Genomic DNA, 21,097 nt, shown 5'->3' on the forward strand with positions numbered 1-21,097 from the left:
CCGTGACCGTCGTGATCCCGGTTCATCAGCTGAACCGTCCAATCAAAAGGGCTGTCGAGTCGGCGTTTGCCGCCGGACATCCCGGTCAGGTAAAGGTCCTGGTAGTCTGCCATGGGCTGGCCGCCAACGATGTCCAGGCGCAACTGTCAGGCCCCCCGCAATCAGATATTGAATTCCTGGAATTCGTCGACGGGGTTCCATCCCCGGCCGGGCCTCGGAATGCAGGGCTTCGGCGAGTTACCACCCGCTACGTTGCCTTCTTGGACTCCGACGACTATTTGGAGGGTGATGCCCTCTCCAGCTGGATTGACCAGGCGGACTCCAGCCAGGCAGACGCGGTGGTCGCCCGGATGCGGCTGCAGGGCGGATCGACGGTCCGCACGCCGCGGTTGCGTCTGCTACGCGGCGGGCCTCTGCACCCCATCCGCGATCGGGTTGCTTATCGCACGGCGCCCCTGGGCCTGCTGAGGCGCTCCGCGGTTGAGCGGCTCGGCATCCAGTTCACAGCAGGCCTCCGTAGCGGTGAGGACATGGAATTCGGCCTTCGTATGTGGTTTGGCGGTGGCCGGATCGAGATGGGGCGTGCCGGTGGCAATTACGTCGTGGGAGAGGACGCCGTGGAGCGTGTCACCGGCGATATGCTGCCGTTGACCGAAGAGTTCCGGGCGCTTCATCACGTGGTCAAGGCGGCTTGGCTCAGGGAGCTGCCGAGCCGTGCCCGGCACGCCATTGCGGTCAAGCTCCTCCGCGTGCACCTGTTGGCGGCTATGCACAGGCGACGGAACGGCTTTGCTTGGACCGCGGATGACCGGGCAGCCTTGGCAACGGCAGTGGAAGCTCTCAAGGCACTGGCTCCTGCGGTTGAACGGCCGCTCAGTGTTGCCGAGCGCGAGCTGCTCCGGCTGGCTGAATCGCCTCAGGTCAGCCTTGAAACCTTTGCCGAAGCATTGAACCGGTGGCCTTCCGGGGGCTACCGGACGCAAATCGTGACGCCTCGCCTGTGGGACAACCTGCGACTTGAAAGCAACTTCAGGTACTACGGCGCGGAAAAGATCGTTTCAATCCGCAGGTAGCGCATGCCTCCGGCACGGCCCGTTGACCGCACATGCCATGGGCGGCCAGTCCATGTCGGCATGGAACCCCTGGCCCTTCGTGGTCCGGAAGGCGCTGCTGCCGCCCCCGCCGATACCGGCCCCGGAAGCCAGATCGGGTAATCTTTACCAGGCGGACAAAGGAATTTTGGCTGCCCCCAAAACACACAGGAGAGTTGTGAACGCTGATCTCGTCGTAGTCGGTTCGGGTTTTTTTGGCCTGACAATCGCGGAACGCGCCGCCACGGAGCTTGGACTTAAGGTTGCGGTCCTGGACCGCCGCCACCACATCGGTGGAAACGCGTACAGCGAAAATGAGGCCAAAACAGGCATCGAAGTCCACCGCTACGGCGCCCACCTCTTCCACACCTCGAACGAGCGCGTCTGGGAGTACGTGAACCGCTTCACTGCGTTCACCAACTACCAGCACAAGGTTTACACCAGCCACAAAGGCGAGGTGTACCAGATGCCCATCAACCTCGGCACCATCAACCAGTTCTTCCGGGCCTCGATGGGGCCGGCGGAAGCAAGGGCACTGATCCAGGAGCAGGCCGGGGAGCTTGCGGGCACTGATCCGCAGAACCTGAACGACAAAGGCATCCAGTTGATCGGCCGGCCCCTGTACGAGGCGTTCATCAAGTACTACACCGGCAAGCAGTGGCAGACGGACCCGAAGGACCTCCCGGCGGAGATCATTTCCCGCCTCCCGGTCCGCTACAACTACGACAACCGCTACTTCAACGACATTTACGAAGGCCTGCCGGTGGACGGCTACACCGCGTGGATTGAGCGGATGGCCGACCACCCCAACATTGAGGTTCACCTCAACACCGACTTCTTCGACGGCGGCGAGTTCGGCCAGGCGTCGGTGCGGGGCCAGGTTCCGGTCATCTATACGGGGCCGGTTGACCGCTACTTCAACTACGCCGAAGGTGACCTCTCGTGGCGCACCATCGACCTTGAGGAGGAGGTCCTGCCCATGGAGGACTTCCAGGGCTGCGCCGTGATGAACTACCCGGACGAAGAGGTTCCCTACACGCGGATCCATGAATTCCGGCACTTCCACCCGGAACGCGACTACACGAAGGACGCCACGGTGATCATGCGGGAGTTCTCCCGTTTCGCCGAAAAGGGCGACGAACCGTACTACCCGGTGAACACCGCCGTCGACCGTTCGAAGCTGCTGGCATACCGGGATCTGGCCCGTGATGAGGATTCAGTGCTGTTTGGCGGCCGGCTGGGCACGTATAAATACCTCGATATGCATATGGCCATTGGATCGGCCCTGAGCATGTTCGACAACAAGATCAAGCCGCACTTCAGCGGCGGTGCGAAGCTGGAAAGCGGAGGAGTAGACGCATGAGCGTAGCGACAGAGTTCCGGCAAGGAGCCGAATCAGCCACGGACGGGACCGTCTGGAAGACAGTGCACCGGGTGGTTTTCCCGGTTGACGGCGACACCGACACCCTTCCGCTGTACGTTGACTTCGACGCAGCGCGGAGAGTCGTGGACACTCAGGACTCGACGTCCAAGCGGAGCGCGGCAGCGTCGACTACTGTGGTCTCGCAGCGAAGCCAGGTTCGCGCGGACTTCATCCTTGACCGCCGCCGGCTGTCACTCCCCGCGCACCGCAGGGTTTCCTTTGGAACGTATTTCAATGCCTTCCCCGCCAGCTATTGGCGCGCCCACACGGACGTCCAGAAAGTCCGGCTCAGCATTGAAGTGAATGCCGAGGCAACGGTCATTGTCTACAAGTCCAGCCCCCGCGGCAGCTCAAACCGTGTCCAGAGCATGCATGTCACCGGCGGGGCCACCGCGACGTGCGAGCTGTCCCTGACCAGCTTCGCCGACGGCGGCTGGTACTGGTTCGACCTCGTCGCGCACGGAAGCGACGTGACGCTGAAGCAGGCCGACTGGTCGGTTCCTCAGCCCGAAGGCTTCAGCCCCGGGACACTCTCCATTGCCGTGACCACGTTCAACCGCCCCGACTACTGCGTCAAGCACCTCCGCACGTTCGCGGAGTCGGAAGACCTGGTGGCGGTCATGGACCGCCTCATTGTCACCGACCAGGGGACCCAGAAAGTCCGTGACGAGCCCGGCTTCGAGGAAGCCGCCGCCGTCCTTGGCGACAAGTTCAGGCTGATTGAGCAGGGCAACCTGGGCGGTTCCGGCGGCTTCGCCCGCGGAATGCAGGAGTCCGTGCAGGACGGCCAGAGCAAGTACGTCATGCTCCTGGACGACGACGTCGTGGTGGAAACGGAGGGTGTGCTCCGCGCAGTCAACTTCGCCGATTTCACCCGCGGCGCCACGATCGTGGGCGGACACATGTTCAATCTCTTTGAGCGTTCAGTGATCCACAACTTCGGCGAGTGCATCAACGAGTACCGGTTCCAGTATCAGCCGATCGGCGAGGGGCAGATCGCCCACGACTTCGCCTCCAGCAACCTTCGCACCACGCCGTGGATGCACCGGCGAATCGACGTCGACTACAACGGCTGGTGGATGTGCCTGATCCCGACGTCGATCATCAGGGAGATCGGCCTAGCACTGCCGGTCTTCATCAAGTGGGACGACGTCGAATACGGCATCCGGGCCAAGGCCAACGGGTACACCACCGTGAGCCTTCCCGGGGCGGCCGTATGGCACATGCCCTGGACCGAGAAGGACGACACCATTGACTGGCAGGCCTACTTCCACCAGCGCAACCGGTGGGTCGCGGCCATGCTCTACTCGCCGTACGAGAAGGGCGGCCGGCTGCCCATCGAGAGCTTCCTCCAGGACGTCCGGCATCTGCTCTCGCTGCAGTATTCGGCCGTGGAGTTGCGCAACAGTGCCCTCGAGGACCTGCTCGACGGCCCGTCCCACCTGCACCGGACCATTGGCGGCAAGCTCCCTGAGATCCGCCAGGTCCGCTCGGATTTCCCCGACGCCCAGGTCACCAATGACATCACGAAGTTTCCTCCGGTCAAGAGGCTGCACCTGCCAAAGTTCGGCATGGTTCCCTCGCGTCCCAAGAACTTCGCGCAGACCGTGTCCAGCGCGCTGTCCGGTGCGCTTCGCCAGCTGCGCAGCGTTAACCCCGCAGCGTCGCAGAACCCCGAGGCCGTTGTTCCTGCGGCGGATGCACGCTGGTGGCGGCTGTCCCACCTGGATTCGGCCATCGTCTCGGCGTCTGACGGAACGGGCGCATCCTGGTACCGCCGGGACAACGTCCGCTTCCGCAAGCAGTTGCTTCGCAGCCTGACCCTGCACGCCCGCGTGCTGGCGCGCTGGGACGAGCTGTCGGAGTCCTACAAGAACGAACTGCCCAACTTCACGTCTCCCGAGGCCTGGCGCAAGACGTTCGAGTCCATGACCGACTCGGGCCCAGATCAGCGGAAACCCAATCAGTGACTAGCGGACGTACCTCCCCGACGCACCAGGACGCCGAACGTGCCCTGGTGGCACCGGGAACCGGGAACGGGCTTGCTGATGTGTTCCGCTCCCGGTTCCTCCTGAAACTCCTGGTCCGCAAGGAACTCAGGATCAGGTACCGGGGGTCAGTGCTGGGCCTGCTCTGGACCTACGTCAAACCCGGTGTGCAGTTCGTTGCGTTCTATATTGCCCTCGGCGTCTTCCTAGGGCTGGAGCAGAGCCCGACCAACAGGGGAGGTTTGCCGAACTACGCGGTGTACCTGTTCTCCGGGATCATCCTGGTGAACTTCTTCACCGAGTCCTTGAGCACGGCGACGCGATCGATCGTCAACAACAGCGGCCTGATCAACAAGATCTACCTGCCCCGTGAGCTGTTCCCGGTTTCATCGGTGTGGGTGTCAGCGGTGCATTTCCTGCCGCAGATGTTCGTGCTGGTCGTCGCATGCCTGTTCAGCGGTTGGCGCCCGGGCCTGGTTGAGGCGTACACCGCCGTCGCGGGCTTCCTGATCATTGCGCTGCTCGCTACCGGGCTGGGACTCTTTTTCGGGGCAGTGAACGTCTATTTCCGGGACTCGGAGAATTTCGTGGACCTGCTGCTGATGGTGGCCACCTGGGTTTCGCCTGTGCTGTACTCCTGGCGGATGGTCCAGGCCAAGGCGGGGGACCTCTGGTTCTCCGTGTACCAGCTCAACCCCATCACGATCGCCGTCGAAGCGTTCCACCATGCGTTTTGGCTTCCCACCACAGCCGGTGCGGAAGGCAGCCCGCCGAACCTGGTCACGCTGTGGATCCCGGTGGGCCTGCTGGTGTCGCTGTTCATTTTGTTCCTGGGCCAGTGGACGTTCCGCAGGCTCGAAGGCCGTTTCGCGCAGGAGCTGTGATGACTACCGCCATAGAAATACGCAACATCAACAAGCAGTTTGTCCTGCGGCACACCAGGTCACTCAAGGAAGCCCTCGTGTGGCTGATCCGGGGCCGCAAGGGCGACCTCTCCAAGAAGTTCCACGCCCTTCGGGACCTTTCGATCGACGTCGAACACGGCGAGACCGTGGCGCTCCTGGGCCTCAACGGTTCCGGCAAATCGACGCTGCTCAAGCACATTTCCGGGGTCATGCTGCCCGATTCGGGAACGGTCCGCACCGGCGGCCGGGTGGCAGGGCTGATTGAGGTCGGTGCAGGCTTCCATCCTGACCTGTCAGGACGGGACAACGTCTACCTCAACGGCGCCATCCTCGGAATGACAGAAGCGCAGATCAAGGAAAAGTTCGACGCCATTGTCGAGTTTGCCGAGATCGGCGAGTTCATCGATACCGAAGTGAAGTTCTATTCCTCCGGGATGTACCTCCGGCTGGCGTTTTCCGTCGCTGTCCATACGGACCCCGACGTGTTCCTGGTCGACGAGATCCTGGCCGTGGGCGATGAGCCATTCCAGAAGAAGTGCCTTGCAAAAATCAAGGAACTGGCAGCAGCGGGAAAGACGCTGATCGTCGTAAGCCATGACCTTGACCTGGTCGCCCATGTCTGCGAACGCGGAGTGCTGCTTGAACATGGCGCGGTTGTCATGGACGGTCCCGTGGGCGAAGTCATCAGCCGGTTGCGGAACCGCTAAGGCAACTGCGTCACTCACGAACCACCCCCTTGGGGCGTGCCGGCAACCGGCGCCGCCTCTGTTGAATCCCTTGGAGGAAATGTGTCCTGGCTGTCCACACTGCCGGCTGTGCTCGTCGCTGTGGCTGTGGTGCTGCTCCCCGGCGCTGCAGTGGCCTGGTCCCTGGGCTTCCGGCGTTCGAGCCTGCTCGGGTTCGCACCGGTCTTCTCGCTGTCCATCACGGGCGTCGCTGGCGTCGTCGCGCCGTTTCTGGGAATCGGCTGGAACATCTGGGTGGTCCTGGCAGCAACCTTGTTGGCGTCGGCCGCGGCTTACGCAATCACCCGCTCCGCCTGGGTGCGCAGGCAGGTCGCGGCAACCGAACCCCGCGACAACTGGGCCGTCCTTGCGGCGACTGCCGCTGGCATCGCCTTGGGCGGTCTCCTAACGGCCCGCCGCGTTATCCAGCTGATCGGTGCTCCGGACAACATTTCCCAGCGGTACGACAACGTCTTTCACCTGAACGCGGTCCGCTACGTCCTGGACACCGGCAACGCATCTTCCCTGAATCTCGGCAGCATGGCCGGCGGAACCGGGGGACTGTCCTCGGTGTATCCGGCCGCCTGGCATTCATTGGCCGCGCTTGTTTCCCAGCTCACCGGCGCATCCGTGCCGGTCTCGGTCAACGTAGTCAACCTGGTCGCCGCAGCGGTGATCTGGCCGATATCTGTCGTCTTCCTGACCCGCGTGATCATCGGGCCGCGACCCGTTGGCCTTCTGGCGGCCGGAGTGATGTCAGCGGGTTTCCTCGCTTTCCCGTACCTTCTGCTGGTTTGGGGACCGCTGTTCCCCAACCTACTCTCGGTCAGTGCCTTGCCAGCCGGCATTGCCGCAGTGATCTTCGTCTGCCGGCTCTCCCCATCGCTGACAGAACCCCGTCCCCGGTCCTGGATTGCCCTGTTGGTGGCCATCCCCGGGCTGGCGCTGTCTCACATGAGCGCCGTCAACGCCCTTCTTGCGTTCAGTGTTCCCATCGTCCTTTGGCGGCTGATCCTGCACATCCGCGCGATGATCCGGGCCAAGGCGTCGCCGGCGAAATTCGCAGTGACCGGTGCGGCGACGGTCGTGGCGGCTGTGGCTGTGCTGTTGGCCTGGCAGACGCTCCGCCCGAGCCCGTACAGCGGCTGGACGCCGCACCAGACTGTCGCCGGAGCAATCGGCGAGGTCTTGGCGAACGCGCCGATGAAAACGGACGTCACTCTTGTGATTTCCGTCCTGGCCCTGGTGGGCATGGGCAGGATTATCCGCCGCCGGTCCCAAATCTGGCTGGTTGGCTGCTATTCCGTCGCCGGGTTCCTGTACGTCGTGGACGCCGGCTTTGCGGCAGGCTGGGTGCGGACGTTCTTCACAGGCACTTGGTACCAGGACACGTACCGCCTTGCCGCCTACCTGCCAATCTTCAGTGTGGTGTTGGCGGCCCTTGGCGTGCTGGTTGCGGCGGACGTGGCTAAGGCGGCCCTCCGCGGCCTCACGGCCAAACTTCATGCACGTGACTGGCGGGGTTTCCGGCTGGCCCCTGTTCCCGGGCTCATCGGCATACTGGGAGTCTGTCTGGTTCTGGCTTGGGCAACGCAGACGGGTCCTGTGCGCGGGTACGTCGCGTCGAGCCAGTACTTCTTTGAGCGAGACACGAAGGACTCGATCATCTCGTCGGACGAGTACGCGCTGTTGGCCCGTCTGGGATCGGAAGTGCCAAAGGACGCTGTGATCGCCGTAAACCCCTGGAACGGCGGGGCACTGGCGTACGCCTTTGCGGACCGGCAGGTGCTGGAATTCCACATGGGCCAGCGGGAGACTCCGAGCATGCGCGTGGTGGCAGAGTCCCTCGCGGAGGCAGGCACATCGCCCGCGGTGTGCGATGCCGTGCGGGAGACAAAGGTCTCCTACGTACTGGATTTCGGCACCCAGTACCTGTTGAACCATCCTGAGAGCAAGCTCTACCCGGGTCTGCAGAACCTGGAGTCATCCAAGGCCGTTCAACTCGTGGACAGGCAGGGAGACGCCAAGCTGTTCAAGGTAGTGGCCTGCAGCTAAGTCCCGGACCAAGGAAAAGACCAAGGAAAAGACCTCCGGCCCGGCAGCTTAACGGCTGCCGGGCCGGAGGTCTTTTTCCCGGGCGTTGGCCAATGCGGTCAAAGCCCGGGCAGGATCACTTGCCGAATGCCTGAAGCAAGGCAGCCACTGTCCGCTCAGCGGCGTGGCCGTCACCGTAGGGGGTAGCGTCCGTGGCGGCCGGGGCGGGACGCCTTACCGTGTCGGCGAGGATGCTGAGGTCCTTGCTCACGAGCACGTTCCAGCCCAGTTCGACGGTCTCCACCCATTCGGTTTCGGGGCGGATGGTGGTGCAGGGCGTGCGGAGCAGGAAGGCTTCCTTCTGGAGTCCGCCGGAGTCGGTGATGACGCCTGCGCTGTTCCTCACGGCATGGACCAGCTGCGGGTAGGCCAGCGGCGCCGCGACGCGGACCGATCCCTGCTCCAGATCGAGGCCGTGCTTGGCAGCCAGGCTCACGAGCCGCGGGTGGGCCAGCAGGAACACCGGCTTCTCCAGGCTGGCCAGGGATCCGATGACGGCGGCCAGGCGCTCCGGGGAGTCGGTGTTGTCGGGCCGGTGAATGGTGCAGACGTAGTATTCGCCCGGTGCCGCATCCACCGGGAGGGGCTGATGGTTGGCGTCGAGCATGTCGCGGACTTTGAACAGCACGTCCGTCATGACATCGCCCACAAGAACGGTCCGTTCCGCGAGGCCCTCGGTGGCCAGGTGCTTGACGGCCACCTCGGTGGGCGCGAGCAGGAGGTCGGCGCTGTGGTCGGTCAGGACGCGGTTGTGCTCTTCCGGCATGCGGCGGTTGAAGGAGCGGAGTCCGGCTTCCAGGTGTGCGACGGGGATGTGCATCTTGATGGCCGCGATGGCAGCGGCCAGGGTGGAGTTCGTGTCGCCGTAAACGAGGACGCAGTCCGGAGCGGACTCTTCCAGGATTCCCTCAAGTCCGTGCAGCATCGCACCGGTCTGTGCGCCGTGCTTGCCGGAACCGACCCCGAGGTTGAAGTCGGGTGCGGGGATGCCAAGATCCCGGAAGAACACATCGCTCATGAGTTCGTCATAGTGCTGGCCGGTGTGGGCGATCAGGTGTTCGGCCTGGCCCTCCATGGCCGCCGCGATGGGCGCAAGTTTTACAAACTGGGGACGTGCGCCAACGACGCTGAGAATACGCATGGGTTCAAGTTTAGAGGCAGGTCGCCCATATTTCCGCCCGGGCAGGACCTCTCGGCTGTGCGGGCCCGGACCGCCAGGCCTGCCGGCGCGGCCGGGGGGCGGACTCCGCGATCAGGAAACCGTGAACACTCCCGCTTTCGCACGTCGCCGTTCCGCCGCATAGTGCCTCAGCACTGAGTCGCGCGACAGGACGGCCAGCGGGTTGACGGTGAGAAGGTCACCCAATCTACCGGAATTCCTGTGACGTTCGACGGCGGCGCGCAGCGCCGGTACATCCTTCGCCGCTGATGCGGCGCGGGCCAGTTCAGCATCCCGGCGGCTCAGCGCGGGCAGTGAGCCGCCGGCAAAGGCGAAGAGGCGGCCGGAGACGTCCGCCCAATATCGGCGTTCAGTGTCGTCCCACAGAGCCTTCCCGTCGTCATTCGCCGCGCCCGCACCTCTCCGGACCAGAGCACCGATGCCGTGGACCCGCAGGATCTTCAGCGCCACGGTTCGGCGTTCGGCGGGCGTTGCCTCCTGGAGCCAGCCAGTGACGAGCAACCTCTCAAGCCAGCGGAATTCCTCCGCCAGCGGGTTGATTGAGCTGGTAACGCGGCCTGATCCGGAATCATCCGTCTGGTGATAAGCGGGGGAGCCATAGGGGTAGCAGACAGCGCCTGAGCGGAACCAGAGCTTGAGGGTCGTTTCGATGTCTTCACCTGTGCGCAGGCCTTCGGCATACCGGAATCCGATCCTTGAGAGGGCGGAGCGGCGAAGCAGGCCGTAGGGAACACTCCGGTACGCCAGGCCGTCCTTTAGCGGATCCAATATTTGCGGCTTGGACGGCCGGATGCGGGGAGCAGGAAGGATGGCACCCTCAGGGGTGCGCAACGGCGCAATGACGGCGGACGCGCTGGTGGACTGCGCAGCTTTCCACCAGGCGGCCAGCGATCCGGGCTCCAGATAGTCATCGGAGTCAAGGAAGCTGAGGTACGTTGCCGTGCTGTGTTCCAGGGCGAGGTTGCGCGGGCCCGCCGGAGACCTGACGCCGTCGTCGCATCTTAGCCAGGTGACGCCGTCGGAACCGGAACCGGACTGCCTCGGGACGTCGGCGTCGCCGAGGTTGTGGAGCACGACGGTCACGCCAAGGCCCACGCCAAGGTCTGCCAGCTCACGCTCCTGGTCGAGCACGGACCTGACCGCGCGCATGAATGGCCGCTCCAGGTCATGGACCGGAATGACTACTTCGATGCTCTGGCTCATGGGGTGTGCGTGCTCCTCGGCAAGGTTTCATGGGTCCCGCGATAACCTTACTGGGTGGACAACGAATTACAGGACCCTGTGCTGCTCGACCTGGTGATCGCCGTGCACACCCCGGACAGGCCGGTGGAGCGCGCGGTGGCATCGCTGATCGACGGCGGATTGCCCACAGCTCCCGGCGCGAAGCGGCGCCTGCGGATCAACGTGGTTTGCCATAACACTGATGTCGATCCGATCCGTGAGCGGGTGGCACCCGAACACCGCAGCCTGGTCCGTTTTCTGCATTATGCGGACGGCATCAAGAGCCCGGCCGGCCCTTTCAATCACGGCATAGCCCAGTCAACAGGCACATGGGTGGCCATCATGGGCAGCGATGATTCCGTGGAGCCCGGGGCGCTTGCGCAGTGGGTGGACGCTGCGGAGCGCGACCAGGCCGACGTGCTGATAGCGCCCATGGGGCACGCAGGCGGCGGCCCCATCCGCACCCCGGTGGTCAGGCGTGCACACCGCAGCCGGCTTGATCCGGTAGCCGACCGCCTGACCTACCGGACAGCGCCGCTGGGTCTGCTGCGGCTGTCGCTCGTGCGGCAACTCGGGCTCTCCTTTCCGACCCGCTACGCCACCGGCGAGGACCAGTCCTTTTCCGCGAGGCTGTGGTTTTCGGGCGCGAAGATCAGCTACGGCCGCGGCCTGCCGCGGTATCTGGTGCACGCCGACGCTGCCGTCCGCGTGACCCATACCGCGCGTCCGGTCCGGGAGGATTTGGCCTTCGCAACCGATATGGTCACCTCCGAGTGGTTCGCGGGACTGCCGCAGGCCGCCAGGGAGGCGATCGTCACGAAGATCATTCGGGTTCATGTCTTCGGGCATGTCCTGCTTCGGGCTGACGCCGGAACTTGGAATTCTGAGGATGCCGCCCAAATGGCACAGGAGCTGCGGAAACTGCTGTTCAGGGCACCGCACGCTGCCCGCCCGCTTTCGCTGGCGGACCGAAGACTGCTCGACGCCGTTGCGCGCCAGGAAGCGGACGTTGCGGTCATGAAGAGGCTGGCTTTGGCCCGGCGGCGGTTTACCAGCCCGCAGACCTGGGTGCCGCGCAGTTTCTCCCACGCCCTGCATCCCGAGGCGCCGCTGAGGTTCATGAGTGCCTCGGCCCTGGTCTAGCGCCTCGGGAAGAACCCGGCCGCCCGGCGCCAACGCGTTCCGTAAAGTCTCCGATCCGTCAAAGGAACACATGAAGATCCTTGTAGTCGCAACGTGGTACCCCCATGAAGAAAACCCCACCGAGGCGCCCTTCAACGCCGAGCACGTGGAAGCCGTTCGGGGCCGGGGGCATGACGTTCGCGTGGTCCACGTGCGTCTCGGCACCACGCTCGCCATGCCGCGGCCGGCGTCGGGCTTGTGGGAAGGCACTCCGGTGCGCCGCGTGGCGGCCGACCCGAAGCGACCGGCCAGCGTGCTGGCTGCATCCCGGACCCTGGCCAAGGAAATGGCCTGGGCGGACGTGGTCCACACAATGGCGTTTTCCTCGATCCTTGTCACGATGTTCCCCTGGGCTGTACGCACGCTGACGGGCCGGAGCGCGGCCTGGGTGCACACCGAGCACTGGAACGGCGTGGTGAACCCGTCGAGTGTTTCACCCGCCTGGGAGAAGCTGTCCCGGGTGCGCGCTGTCCTGCGCCTGCCCCACGTTGTCACCGGCGTCACCGGGCAGCTCACCCGGGAGATGCAGCGATTCGCGCGGCCGCACGCCGCGATGGTGGTGCCGTGCGTGGTCAAGGCGCGCGGCGCCGTCGTCCCCGCTCCGTTCGGTACGCCGCTCCGGCTCGCTGCCGTCGGCGGACTCATTGGCCGGAAGCGCCCGCTGGAAGCGGTCCGGACCATTGGCTGGTTGCGCGACCACGGCACGAAGGCGCACCTGACCTGGGTGGGTGAAGGTCCGCTGCGCACCGAGTGTGAAGCGCTGATCGCCGAACTCGGGCTTGAAAATCAGGTCACGTTGACCGGCTCGGTGCGGCCCGCGGATGTTGCCGGCCACCTGTCACGGGCTGATCTGTTCTTTCTGCCGACTGCCCAGGAAAACTTCTTCACCTCGGCTGCCGAGGCGCTGGCGGCAGGACGTGCCGTGGTGGCCACGCGTGTCGGCGGCTTCAGTGACTATGCCAACGCCACGAACAGCCGGCTGGTTGACGAGGTAACCCCGGAGTCGCTGGGCAGGGCTGTGCTTGATGCACGGGACGCGTTCAAGGACGTGCCCGCCGAAGACATCGCGGGCCCCGTCCTCGAACGGTTTTCGCCGGAAGCCGTTGGCGAGCTTTTCGACCGCGCGTATACGACGGCCCTTGCCCGTGCCTGAAGTCAGGACACCTGAGGTCAGGGCCCCGTTGGTCGGGGCACCTTTGCGAACAATTGCAGGCTCTCTCGGAGGGGAACAGTGAAGTCCGAACCCAAGGTTCTTCAGTTCAATGACTGCGCCTTCGTAGCGCGGAACATGGTCCGCGCCGCAGCCAGGGCGGGCATCGGCTGGGACTACATGCCGCCGGAGCAGGTGCGTCCGATGACGCCCGCGCCGAAGAACCCGCTGCGGGCCAAGGCCCGGTTCATCCCGTACGTGGCGCGGAGGGCGGTGAAACTCCGGATGGCCGAGGTCGTCCATGTGCACTACGCGACCAGTGCGCGCCTCCTCCGGGAGCGTGGCATGCCCCGGCGCCCGTATGCCCTGACTCTTCACGGAACGGACATCCGGAAGCAATGGGCGGACCCCCAGCTCCACGGCGAAATCCAGCGGGCCGTTGACGGGGCAGCCCACGTGTTCTTCGCAAATAATGACACCGCTGAGAACGCCCGCCGGGCCCGCCCGGACGCAGAATTCCTCCCGGCACTCGTTGATGCTGCAGCGCTTCCCGCATGGAACCCCGGAAGCCAGGCGACCATACTCTTCGTGTCACGGTGGGACGACGACAAGGGAGTGGAGCAGCAACTCGGGCTGGCACGCAGGCTGAGTTCCGCCGTCGGAAACCGGGCGAAGATACTCGGCCTGAACTGGGGGCCCGGAGCCGAACTGGCAAGGCAGGCGGGTGTGACCCTGCTTGAGCGGATGCCGCAGGACGATTTCCACCGGATTATGGCCCAGGCACATGTGGCGGTGGGCCAAGCCACCAACAACTTCGCCACAAGCGAGTTCGAAGCATTGTGCATGGGCGCCCCGCTGGCAGCGCTGGGGAGCAGGCTTCCGCGGCCCGACGACGGGACGACGCCGCCGGTCCTCGAGGGAAGCGAGGACGACGTGATCGAACAGGTCCTTGCCGCGCTGGAAGATCCCATGGCCACATCGGCCCGGCTGGGGGGAGCGGCCTGGTCGCTGCCCAGGTACGACGCAGCGGCGTTCGTGCAGCGGCTGGATTCGCTGTACAAACAGATCGCGGCCGGCAGGGTCTAGCTGGAGCCCGCTACGGTTCCGTCAGTGTCCCGGCCCGCCGTCGCCGGTCCGGCCGAAACCGAGGCGAGAGGCTCAGAACGCTCGGGCGTGTGGAGCCCCGCGAGGGCTGCCTGCTGCGCGAAATCAGGGTTGACCGCGACGACTTCGTCGAAGGTGCCCTGCGACACGATGGTGCCTTCCTTCATGAAGCAGATCTGGTCGTTGTTGCGGATGGTCGAGAGCCGGTGGGCGACCGAGATGACCGTGATCTCGCCGTGGAGTTCGCTGATGGCCTTCGCCACCGCAGCTTCGGTGGATGTGTCCAAGGCGCTGGTGGCTTCGTCGAGGACGAGCACCAAGGGGTCCGTGTACAGGGCGCGGGCGATGCCGAGGCGCTGGCGCTGGCCGCCGGACAGGGCGAGGCCGCGTTCGCCGACGCGTCCGTGGATGCCGCCCTTGCGGGCTTCGATGGTTTCCAGGAGCTGGGCCCGCTGAAGAGCCGTCCTGACCCGGTCTTCGTCGATGTCGCCGCCCCAGGTGAGTGCGACGTTCTGGGCCACCGATCCGTCAAAGATCGCAACTTCCTGGGGGACGTAGCCAACCCGCTTGCGCCAATCCGAAAGAACGTCCTCAAGAGGGACGCCATCGAGTGTCATCGTGCCTTTGGAAGGGGTCAGGAGCCCAAGGAAGATGTCGATCAGCGTAGACTTGCCGGCGCCCGACTGCCCGACCACTCCCACGGAGGAACCAATTGGCAGGCGCAGGTTGATGTCCCGGACGGCGGGAACGCCCGCGCCGGGATACGTGAACTCAACGTCTTTCAGCTCCAGCATCCGCGGCGCGCCCTTGATGGGCGTCTTGCCCAGCTTTTCGGCGTACTTGCGGAATTCCGCGGCATCGCGGATGTCGCGCATGACCGTCTCCGTATAGGGGAGCGTGGACTGCACCAAAGTCAGCTGGGACTGCATTGCGGTGAGGGCAGGAACCATCTTGAATCCGGCCAGGCCGAAGATGGCCACCGAGGACATCGCAGCCTCAATACCGCCGATCAAATATCCGACCGTGCCGATGAGGAGGAAGCCGCCGATCAGTGCCATGTCGATCACGAACTTGGGCACCGAGCCCATGAAGCGGATGTTCGACCTCGACCGGGCCGCACGTTCACGGCTGTGCATGACGATAGCGCCCACTTCGTCCGCCTTGTCGCGGAGGGTGATTTCCTTAAGCGCACCCAGCATTTCAGCCACCAGCGTGGACATGCGCATTGCGGCGTCACGGTTAACCTTGCCGGCCTCATAGGACTTCTTGGAAAGCCAGAGGTAGAGGAACGCCGCAATGCCGCCGAGATAGATGACGGTAGCGAGCGCCGTCTGCCAGGAAGCGCCGATCAGGACCACCAGCACCGAGACGAAGGTCAGGGCCATGGCCGGCAGGGTCACGGCCGGGAAGAGTACGCCCGAGACGGTGTTGGCTATTCCCACGTCGATCATCCGAACCAGTTCCGCGGTAGAGCGCTTCATGCGTTCGGTCCAGGGGGCACGGATGTAGCTCTGGAACAGGATGGTGCCGATTTCGAGTTCGTAGTCCGCGAACTTGCGGGTTGAGACCCACTGCAGCCAGATGTTCAGCACAGACTTGAGGATCATGACCAGTGCGGAGGCGACCAGCAGGAGCAACCCGAAGTCCTGGCTCACGGATCCGAACACCGGGAGGTTCATGCTTCCGCCCTTGAGGATCTGGTTCAGCACGAGCGCGAAGACACCGAGTGCTCCGGCATCGAGAAGTGCCAGAACAGCCGACAGGACGCCGAAGAGCAGCAGGAACCTTCGTGCATTCGGCGGCAGAAGGGGCAGCAGTTCGCGCAGGGTGCGGCGCAGGTGTCTCAAGAATTACTCCAGAACAGCAAGGGACAGAATCCCTTCCAATACTACGCGTCGCCCTCTGTTGCACTGGCCGCCGCTGGCCAGTGCACGGGCAGGCACGGCCCGTGCACTGGCCGAGGCGCACTGCGCGGGTCAGCGGTCGCCGCGAAACTGACGCGTGTCGTGGATGAGATGATGTTGGAATGAGTCAGGGAATTCGGGTGACGCAGCTTTTCGATTGTGCGGATGTCGGCAAGGTCTTTGTGCGGGAAGGCCGCCGGCAGGGAATGCCGTGGAAAATTATCCAGGGCCCCTGGACCCGTGGCGGAACCAAGGCTGCGTATTACCGGTTCCGGCTTGAGCAGGCCCTGGCCTACCCCCGCACCCAGGTCTGGCACGTGAACATGGGCGGCCGCGCCAAGTGGGCGAGGGGATCTTTTGCCCGCCCCTATGCGCTGACGCTTCATGGAACTGATATCCGCGAGAATTACTGGCAGGACCAGCACCATGCAGTCATGAAGGAAGACATCGATGGCGCGGGCCACGTCTGGTACACGACTCCCGATCTGCGGGAGAAGGCGGAGCGCGCCAGGCCGGACGCGGAGTATCTTCCGGCCCCCGTGGACATGGCTGAGCTTCCGGCATGGGCTCCGGCACCGAAGCCGCGGGTGTTCTTCCCGTCACGGTGGGATGCCTCCAAAGGCGGAGATGCCCTGCTGCAAACAGCGGCAGAGGTGGTTGCTGCGGTCGGTTCCGGCGGCGGCGTGGATGTCGTCGGGCTGAACTGGGGAGACCGCGCGGACGAAGCCGCCCGGCTGGGAATCAGGCTCCTTCCGCAAATGCCAAAGGAGGCGTTCCTCAGGGAGCTGTCCACAGCCCACGTCGCTGTCGGGCAAATCACCGGCGTGCTGGGACTAAGTGAGCTTCAGGCCATGGCTATCGGAGTCCCAACGGTCTTCGCGGATCACATTGAGGGCTACCCGGCGGACCTGGCGATTATTGACGTGGCACGTTCCGAGGTTGGGCAGGCTGTCAGGGAAGCGCTGGTTGATCCTCGGGCTATGTCCTCCCGGCTTGGAGGCCCGGCCTATGTCCGGAACAATCATGGTGCGGCGGCCCTTCTGCCGCGGCTGGAAGCCGGATACGCCAAAGCGCTAGGAACCGCAGCATGACAAAACCCCACCTTCTATACATAGCATTTGCCTTTCCTCCCAGCACGGCGTCATCTGTATACCGGTGCACGGCCGTGGCCAACGCCTTTGCCAAAGACGGCTGGGACGTGACCGTCATTACCGTGGACCCCGAAGTCTGGTCGCAGATCTCCGGGGTGGACGAGAAACTTGCCGCATCAATCGACCCCGGCATCCGCGTCGTCGCCGTTGACGACGGAGGTGCGGAGGAGCCAGCCAAGGGCGACCTGCGTCGGTACTCACGGTTCAGGATCGAGGCCCCGTACTTGTGGAAGGAAGCACGCCGCCGCCGAAGCCGCCGAAACTTTCCGGAAGACTTTCACGGCAGCTGGCTGGAGCCCGCTGCTGCGGCCTCCCGGCAGGTGCATGCCGACAAGCCGGTCGACTTGGTCATGGCCTCCGCCAGCCCTTACGTTGCCTTTGGCGTCGCCCGGGCCCTCGACGGAGTCCCGTACGTCATGGACTACCGGGATGCCTGGGCCTTTAACACCATCAGCGGTGCGGAAGATTTCAGCCCGGACAGTTCCTTGGGTCGGCTCGAAGCGCGATACCTCGCGGATGCCGCCCAGATCTGGTTCGTCAACAGTCAGATCAGGGACGAATACGCCCGGCGGTACCCCGAATCTGCCGACAACATGCGTGTCGTAGCTAACGGGTTCGATCCCCAGCCTGGCCACGCCAAGCCGACGGTTGGCGGCACAGACCACCCCCGCTTTGGCTACCTCGGCACCCTTCAATACGTGAATATGCCCCTGCAGGAATTCCTGGACGGCTGGAGCAGCGCCTTCGAACCCGGGGCGTCGTCGGCGGACGCGGTCTTCCGTGGAAAACTGAGTGCATCCGGAGCCGCCGGTGCGGACATTCTGCAAATCTTCGGGGCGGCCCGCCAAAATGGCCTCCGGTACGATGGCCCGATCTCCAAACGGGACGTCGCCGGGTTCTACGGCACGCTGGATGCCCTGGTCCTTCTGCTTTCGACCGGCCAGTACGTCACAGGCGGCAAGACCACGGAGTACCTTGCCACGGGTCTGCCGATCGTTTCGGTCCATGACATGGAAAATGCCGCAACTGACCTGCTACGTGACTACCCGCTGTGGTTTCCGGCGAAGGAGCTCACTCCCGAAGGCATCGCGAATGCGCTTCGGGAGTGTGCCGAAGAACTGAAGGATCCCGACGTCGAACGCTGGGATGCCGCCTGGGCCTACGGTCAGCAATTTCTCCGCAGCACCCTACTTGAGCCCGTGATTTCAGAACTCCGCGGGATCGCAGGACTCCCGGCGGCGCAGGCGCTGCCCGCCGCCGACAGCGAAAGGGCTCAGGCATGACGCGCGAGAACTCGCTTCACATCAGCATCCTCGTCGGCCGCAGCGCCCACCCGCAGGCGGTCATCGATGACCTGTGGAATCGTGCCGCTGCCGCCGTGGGGGAAGCCGGCGGCCACATCAGGGGGACCGCGGTGTACACGCACGACGGCGAGCCTACAGTCATGGCTGCCGATGACCGTGTGAGTGTGGTTGCCCTTCAGAAACCCCGCGCCGGCCGCCTCGCCTCGATCGTGTCCGCCTTGGCGTCAAAACCCGGCCCGGTGGGAGTTGTGGCGCGGCTGGTGCGGGACAACCTGGAGTCCCGCCGGCTGGCCCGGACAGTGGCCGGACGGACCGATTTGGTGGGCAGCTTCAGCGCGTCCGATGTCGTGGTTGCCGCTGACATCACCGCTGACCGTTCCGTATGGCAGCTGCGGCACAGCACAGGGGCCGGGCTGGTGCACGGTCCCGTTGCGATGCTGCACGCGCTCAGAAACGCCGCCGGGAGCTGACGGCTGCCCGTTTTTCCGACCGGCTGCCTCAGGACAGTTGCCGGTCAACGAACGGCGCTAGTGCCCGCGAATACTCGGCGCTAATGTGCGAGTAGTCCCGGTAGACAATGACAGCGCCGAGCTGCGGATAGCAGAGCTTCGCATCGCAGAATTCGTTGCGGAGCGGAATGCGGGTGAATCCCGGAGCTTTCAAGTCCGCCGCTGCATGCGTTATCGCCGTTCCCTTGGGGATGGCCTTATCCACGGTGGTGGCACAGGCGAGCGGATCCCCGCTGTTGGTCGCGAGACAGGTTGGAACGTACTGGCCGTTGGTGCGCGGAACGTCGTCGAAAGCGACCACCCGCTTGCCTGAAGCGAGCAATCCCTTCCAAACCGCGGTGAAGCCCTCCACTGCGGGGTCCCTGAGTTCTACGCCGGGCGCCGATTTGTAGGTGTAGGCCGTCGAATAGGCCGCCGTGAAGATCGTCTTGACCTTCTTATCCGCCGCCAGTTTTTCCTGGAGTTTCTTTCCCCACGACCAGCAGTCGGCCTGGTTTCGGTCAGTCGCTTCCGAGGGCAGGACGCGCAACGCCGCCGTGAGCGGACACGACCCCTTGGTATACGTCTTAACGTGCCATTTGTGCCGCTCGGCGAGCACCTCGATGGCCGGCAGCCAGGCTGTTGCATGGGAATCACCCACGAGGGCCACGGTGGCTGTGGCTTGGCTTTCCTCCACGCCAAAGTCGCAGGAGACCAGATCCGTGCCGGAGAAGTCGCCTTGGCAGCCCTTGTACAGGGGTTCCGTATTTTGGCGGGCAACCACCGCCGGAGCTGGATCCGGAACCCCGGCCCCGGTCACGGGATCACAGTTGTTGGCGGGGTTGAGCGCCCCCGGGCCATAACAGGGGCTGTTCACCTGCGCAGACTCGCCGTCGCTGCCGGCGAAGGCAAATGACGTCAGGGCAACGGAGAGCACCAGGGTCATGGCCATCCCGGATGCGGCGAACGAATACGCGCGGCGTGGCGTTGACAGGAAACCGCCAGTGCGCAGCGGGTCTTCCACCGTGATTTTCGTGAGCCAGGACAGCAGCACCACCAGGGCCAGGAGCAGGCACTTGTCCAGCAGCCCCAATGGCCGTCCCATGACGTAGGGTGCGACGATCAGGACCGGCCAGTGCCACAGGTAGAGGGAGTAGGAGATGCCGCCCACGAACGTCATTCCCCGGGATGACAGCCACCACCGCGTGCCGGCCGGTGTCCCTGTGCCGGACACCATGAGGATCAGCACCGTTCCGCCGACGGGAATGACGGCGGTCCAGCCGGGAAACGGAGTCTCTGCCGTGAACATGAAGGCCGAACCAGCGATCAGGCCGATGCCGGCCCAGCCCAGGACGGTGGCGACCCGGCCATCAAGAGTGCGCTCCAGGAAAACCAGGGCCACGAGCGCGCCGGCCGCAAACTCCCAGACACGGGCCGGGGTGACGAAGTACGCCATGGACGGAGCGAGCGCCGTGACCGCCATTGAATAGGCCAGGGAGGCTGCCCCGATGACCGCCAGACCGCCGATGAGGATCGACCGCGGGGAAGGCGCCGCGGAAGCCGGGCCTTTTGAACCGGCCAGCTTCGGCAGGAAGTAAAGCAGACCGAGCACCAGCAACGGCCAAACGACGTAAAACTGCTCCTCCACGGAAAGGGACCAGTAATGCTGGGCGACGGTCGCGTCATTGTGCTGCGCGGAGTAGTCGACAGAGTCGTTGGCCAACACCCAGTTTTGAACATAGAACGCGCTGGCCGCCAGCTGCCGCGCCGAGACTTCCCACACCGTTGACGGGACCCACAGGAAGACGCCGACCAGCGACGCGAACAGGACAAGGAAGGAAGCCGGCAGCAGCCGCCTCACCCGCCTGGCCCAGAACTTCAGCAGGTCGATCGAGGATGTCCGTACGATCTCCCGGTACATGTGGGACGTGATGAGGTATCCCGAGATGACGAAGAAAATGTCCACGCCCACATACCCGCCGCTTAGCTGCTTTGGCCAGAAGTGGTACAGCACGACGGCTGCCACTGCGATGGCGCGCAAGCCTTGGATCTCCGGGCGGAAGAGGGCCTGAACGGGCCGATGCTTTGCCTCACGGAGTCCTGGAGCCGGGTCATTCACGAGATTAGTTAAGGACACAACAGGCAATTTTACCGTTGAATGCGCCAGGGGCCGGGGCGGTGCCCAGG

General features: G+C 64.5%; 16 protein-coding genes. 12 read left to right on the forward strand and 4 right to left on the reverse strand.

What is annotated here, in order from left to right; translation table 11 throughout:
• The first annotated feature begins 2 nt into the window (after positions 1-2).
• The 6 genes from J7I89_RS11860 to J7I89_RS11885 all read left to right on the forward strand — a co-directional run bounded on the left by J7I89_RS11860 (position 3) and on the right by J7I89_RS11885 (position 8,187).
• Entirely contained in the window at positions 3-1,073 is a 1,071-nt protein-coding gene (locus J7I89_RS11860; RefSeq protein ID WP_214970355.1) for a glycosyltransferase family A protein, read from the forward strand.
• Between the two features lie 196 nt (positions 1,074-1,269).
• The gene (gene glf, locus J7I89_RS11865; protein WP_214970358.1) at positions 1,270-2,454 is read left to right on the forward strand and encodes a UDP-galactopyranose mutase; all 1,185 of its coding nucleotides are present in this window, start codon (positions 1,270-1,272) and stop codon (positions 2,452-2,454) included.
• Positions 2,451-4,484 (forward strand): glycosyltransferase, encoded by a 2,034-nt coding sequence (locus J7I89_RS11870; RefSeq protein ID WP_214970361.1) that lies wholly within the window; start codon positions 2,451-2,453, stop codon positions 4,482-4,484. Before glf ends, J7I89_RS11870 begins: the two co-directional genes overlap by 4 nt.
• Positions 4,481-5,386 carry an ABC transporter permease gene (locus tag J7I89_RS11875; RefSeq protein WP_214970364.1) on the forward strand — a complete coding sequence of 302 codons (906 nt, stop codon included), beginning with the start codon at positions 4,481-4,483 and terminating at the stop codon, positions 5,384-5,386. The genes J7I89_RS11870 and J7I89_RS11875 overlap by 4 nt, the downstream gene beginning before the upstream one ends.
• Positions 5,386-6,114: an ABC transporter ATP-binding protein gene (locus J7I89_RS11880; protein ID WP_214970367.1), complete on the forward strand. Its 729-nt coding sequence runs from the start codon at positions 5,386-5,388 to the stop codon at positions 6,112-6,114. The genes J7I89_RS11875 and J7I89_RS11880 overlap by 1 nt, the downstream gene beginning before the upstream one ends.
• Before the next feature lie 81 nt (positions 6,115-6,195).
• Positions 6,196-8,187, forward strand: a complete 1,992-nt coding sequence (locus J7I89_RS11885) for a DUF6541 family protein (protein ID WP_214970370.1) — start codon at positions 6,196-6,198, stop codon at positions 8,185-8,187.
• Between the two features lie 115 nt (positions 8,188-8,302).
• Here the strand turns inward: J7I89_RS11885 and wecB are convergent, their stop codons facing one another.
• On the reverse strand, positions 8,303-9,367 hold the full coding sequence (gene wecB / locus J7I89_RS11890) for a non-hydrolyzing UDP-N-acetylglucosamine 2-epimerase (RefSeq protein WP_214970373.1): 1,065 nt from the start codon (positions 9,365-9,367) through the stop codon (positions 8,303-8,305).
• Between the two features lie 111 nt (positions 9,368-9,478).
• Positions 9,479-10,609 (reverse strand): glycosyltransferase family A protein, encoded by a 1,131-nt coding sequence (locus J7I89_RS11895; RefSeq protein WP_214970376.1) that lies wholly within the window; start codon positions 10,607-10,609, stop codon positions 9,479-9,481.
• Between the two features lie 54 nt (positions 10,610-10,663).
• Between J7I89_RS11895 and J7I89_RS11900 the strand changes: the two genes are divergently transcribed.
• From J7I89_RS11900 to J7I89_RS11910, 3 genes are all read left to right on the forward strand, one after another.
• Complete coding sequence (locus J7I89_RS11900) at positions 10,664-11,770, forward strand: glycosyltransferase family 2 protein (protein ID WP_214970379.1); 1,107 nt, start codon at positions 10,664-10,666, stop codon at positions 11,768-11,770.
• Between the two features lie 70 nt (positions 11,771-11,840).
• On the forward strand, positions 11,841-12,962 hold the full coding sequence (locus J7I89_RS11905) for a glycosyltransferase (protein WP_214970381.1): 1,122 nt from the start codon (positions 11,841-11,843) through the stop codon (positions 12,960-12,962).
• Between the two features lie 78 nt (positions 12,963-13,040).
• Entirely contained in the window at positions 13,041-14,045 is a 1,005-nt protein-coding gene (locus J7I89_RS11910; RefSeq protein WP_214970383.1) for a glycosyltransferase, read from the forward strand.
• Here J7I89_RS11910 and J7I89_RS11915 read toward each other — a convergent pair.
• Entirely contained in the window at positions 14,042-15,910 is a 1,869-nt protein-coding gene (locus J7I89_RS11915) for an ABC transporter ATP-binding protein (RefSeq protein WP_214970385.1), read from the reverse strand. The genes J7I89_RS11910 and J7I89_RS11915 overlap by 4 nt on opposite strands.
• A 179-nt stretch (positions 15,911-16,089) precedes the next feature.
• Between J7I89_RS11915 and J7I89_RS11920 the strand changes: the two genes are divergently transcribed.
• The 3 genes from J7I89_RS11920 to J7I89_RS11930 all read left to right on the forward strand — a co-directional run bounded on the left by J7I89_RS11920 (position 16,090) and on the right by J7I89_RS11930 (position 18,892).
• Positions 16,090-17,058: a hypothetical protein gene (locus J7I89_RS11920; RefSeq protein ID WP_214970387.1), complete on the forward strand. Its 969-nt coding sequence runs from the start codon at positions 16,090-16,092 to the stop codon at positions 17,056-17,058.
• A gap of 74 nt (positions 17,059-17,132) precedes the next feature.
• Complete coding sequence (locus J7I89_RS11925) at positions 17,133-18,401, forward strand: glycosyltransferase (protein WP_214970389.1); 1,269 nt, start codon at positions 17,133-17,135, stop codon at positions 18,399-18,401.
• Entirely contained in the window at positions 18,398-18,892 is a 495-nt protein-coding gene (locus J7I89_RS11930) for a hypothetical protein (protein WP_214970391.1), read from the forward strand. Before J7I89_RS11925 ends, J7I89_RS11930 begins: the two co-directional genes overlap by 4 nt.
• A gap of 28 nt (positions 18,893-18,920) precedes the next feature.
• On the opposite strand, the gene J7I89_RS11935 is transcribed toward J7I89_RS11930, so the two are convergent.
• Positions 18,921-21,047: an acyltransferase family protein gene (locus J7I89_RS11935; RefSeq protein ID WP_308159885.1), complete on the reverse strand. Its 2,127-nt coding sequence runs from the start codon at positions 21,045-21,047 to the stop codon at positions 18,921-18,923.
• Positions 21,048-21,097 lie beyond the last annotated feature (50 nt).

It is taken from the genome of Arthrobacter sp. ISL-5 (assembly GCF_018613835.1).
Classification (GTDB): Bacteria; Actinomycetota; Actinomycetes; order Actinomycetales; family Micrococcaceae; genus Arthrobacter.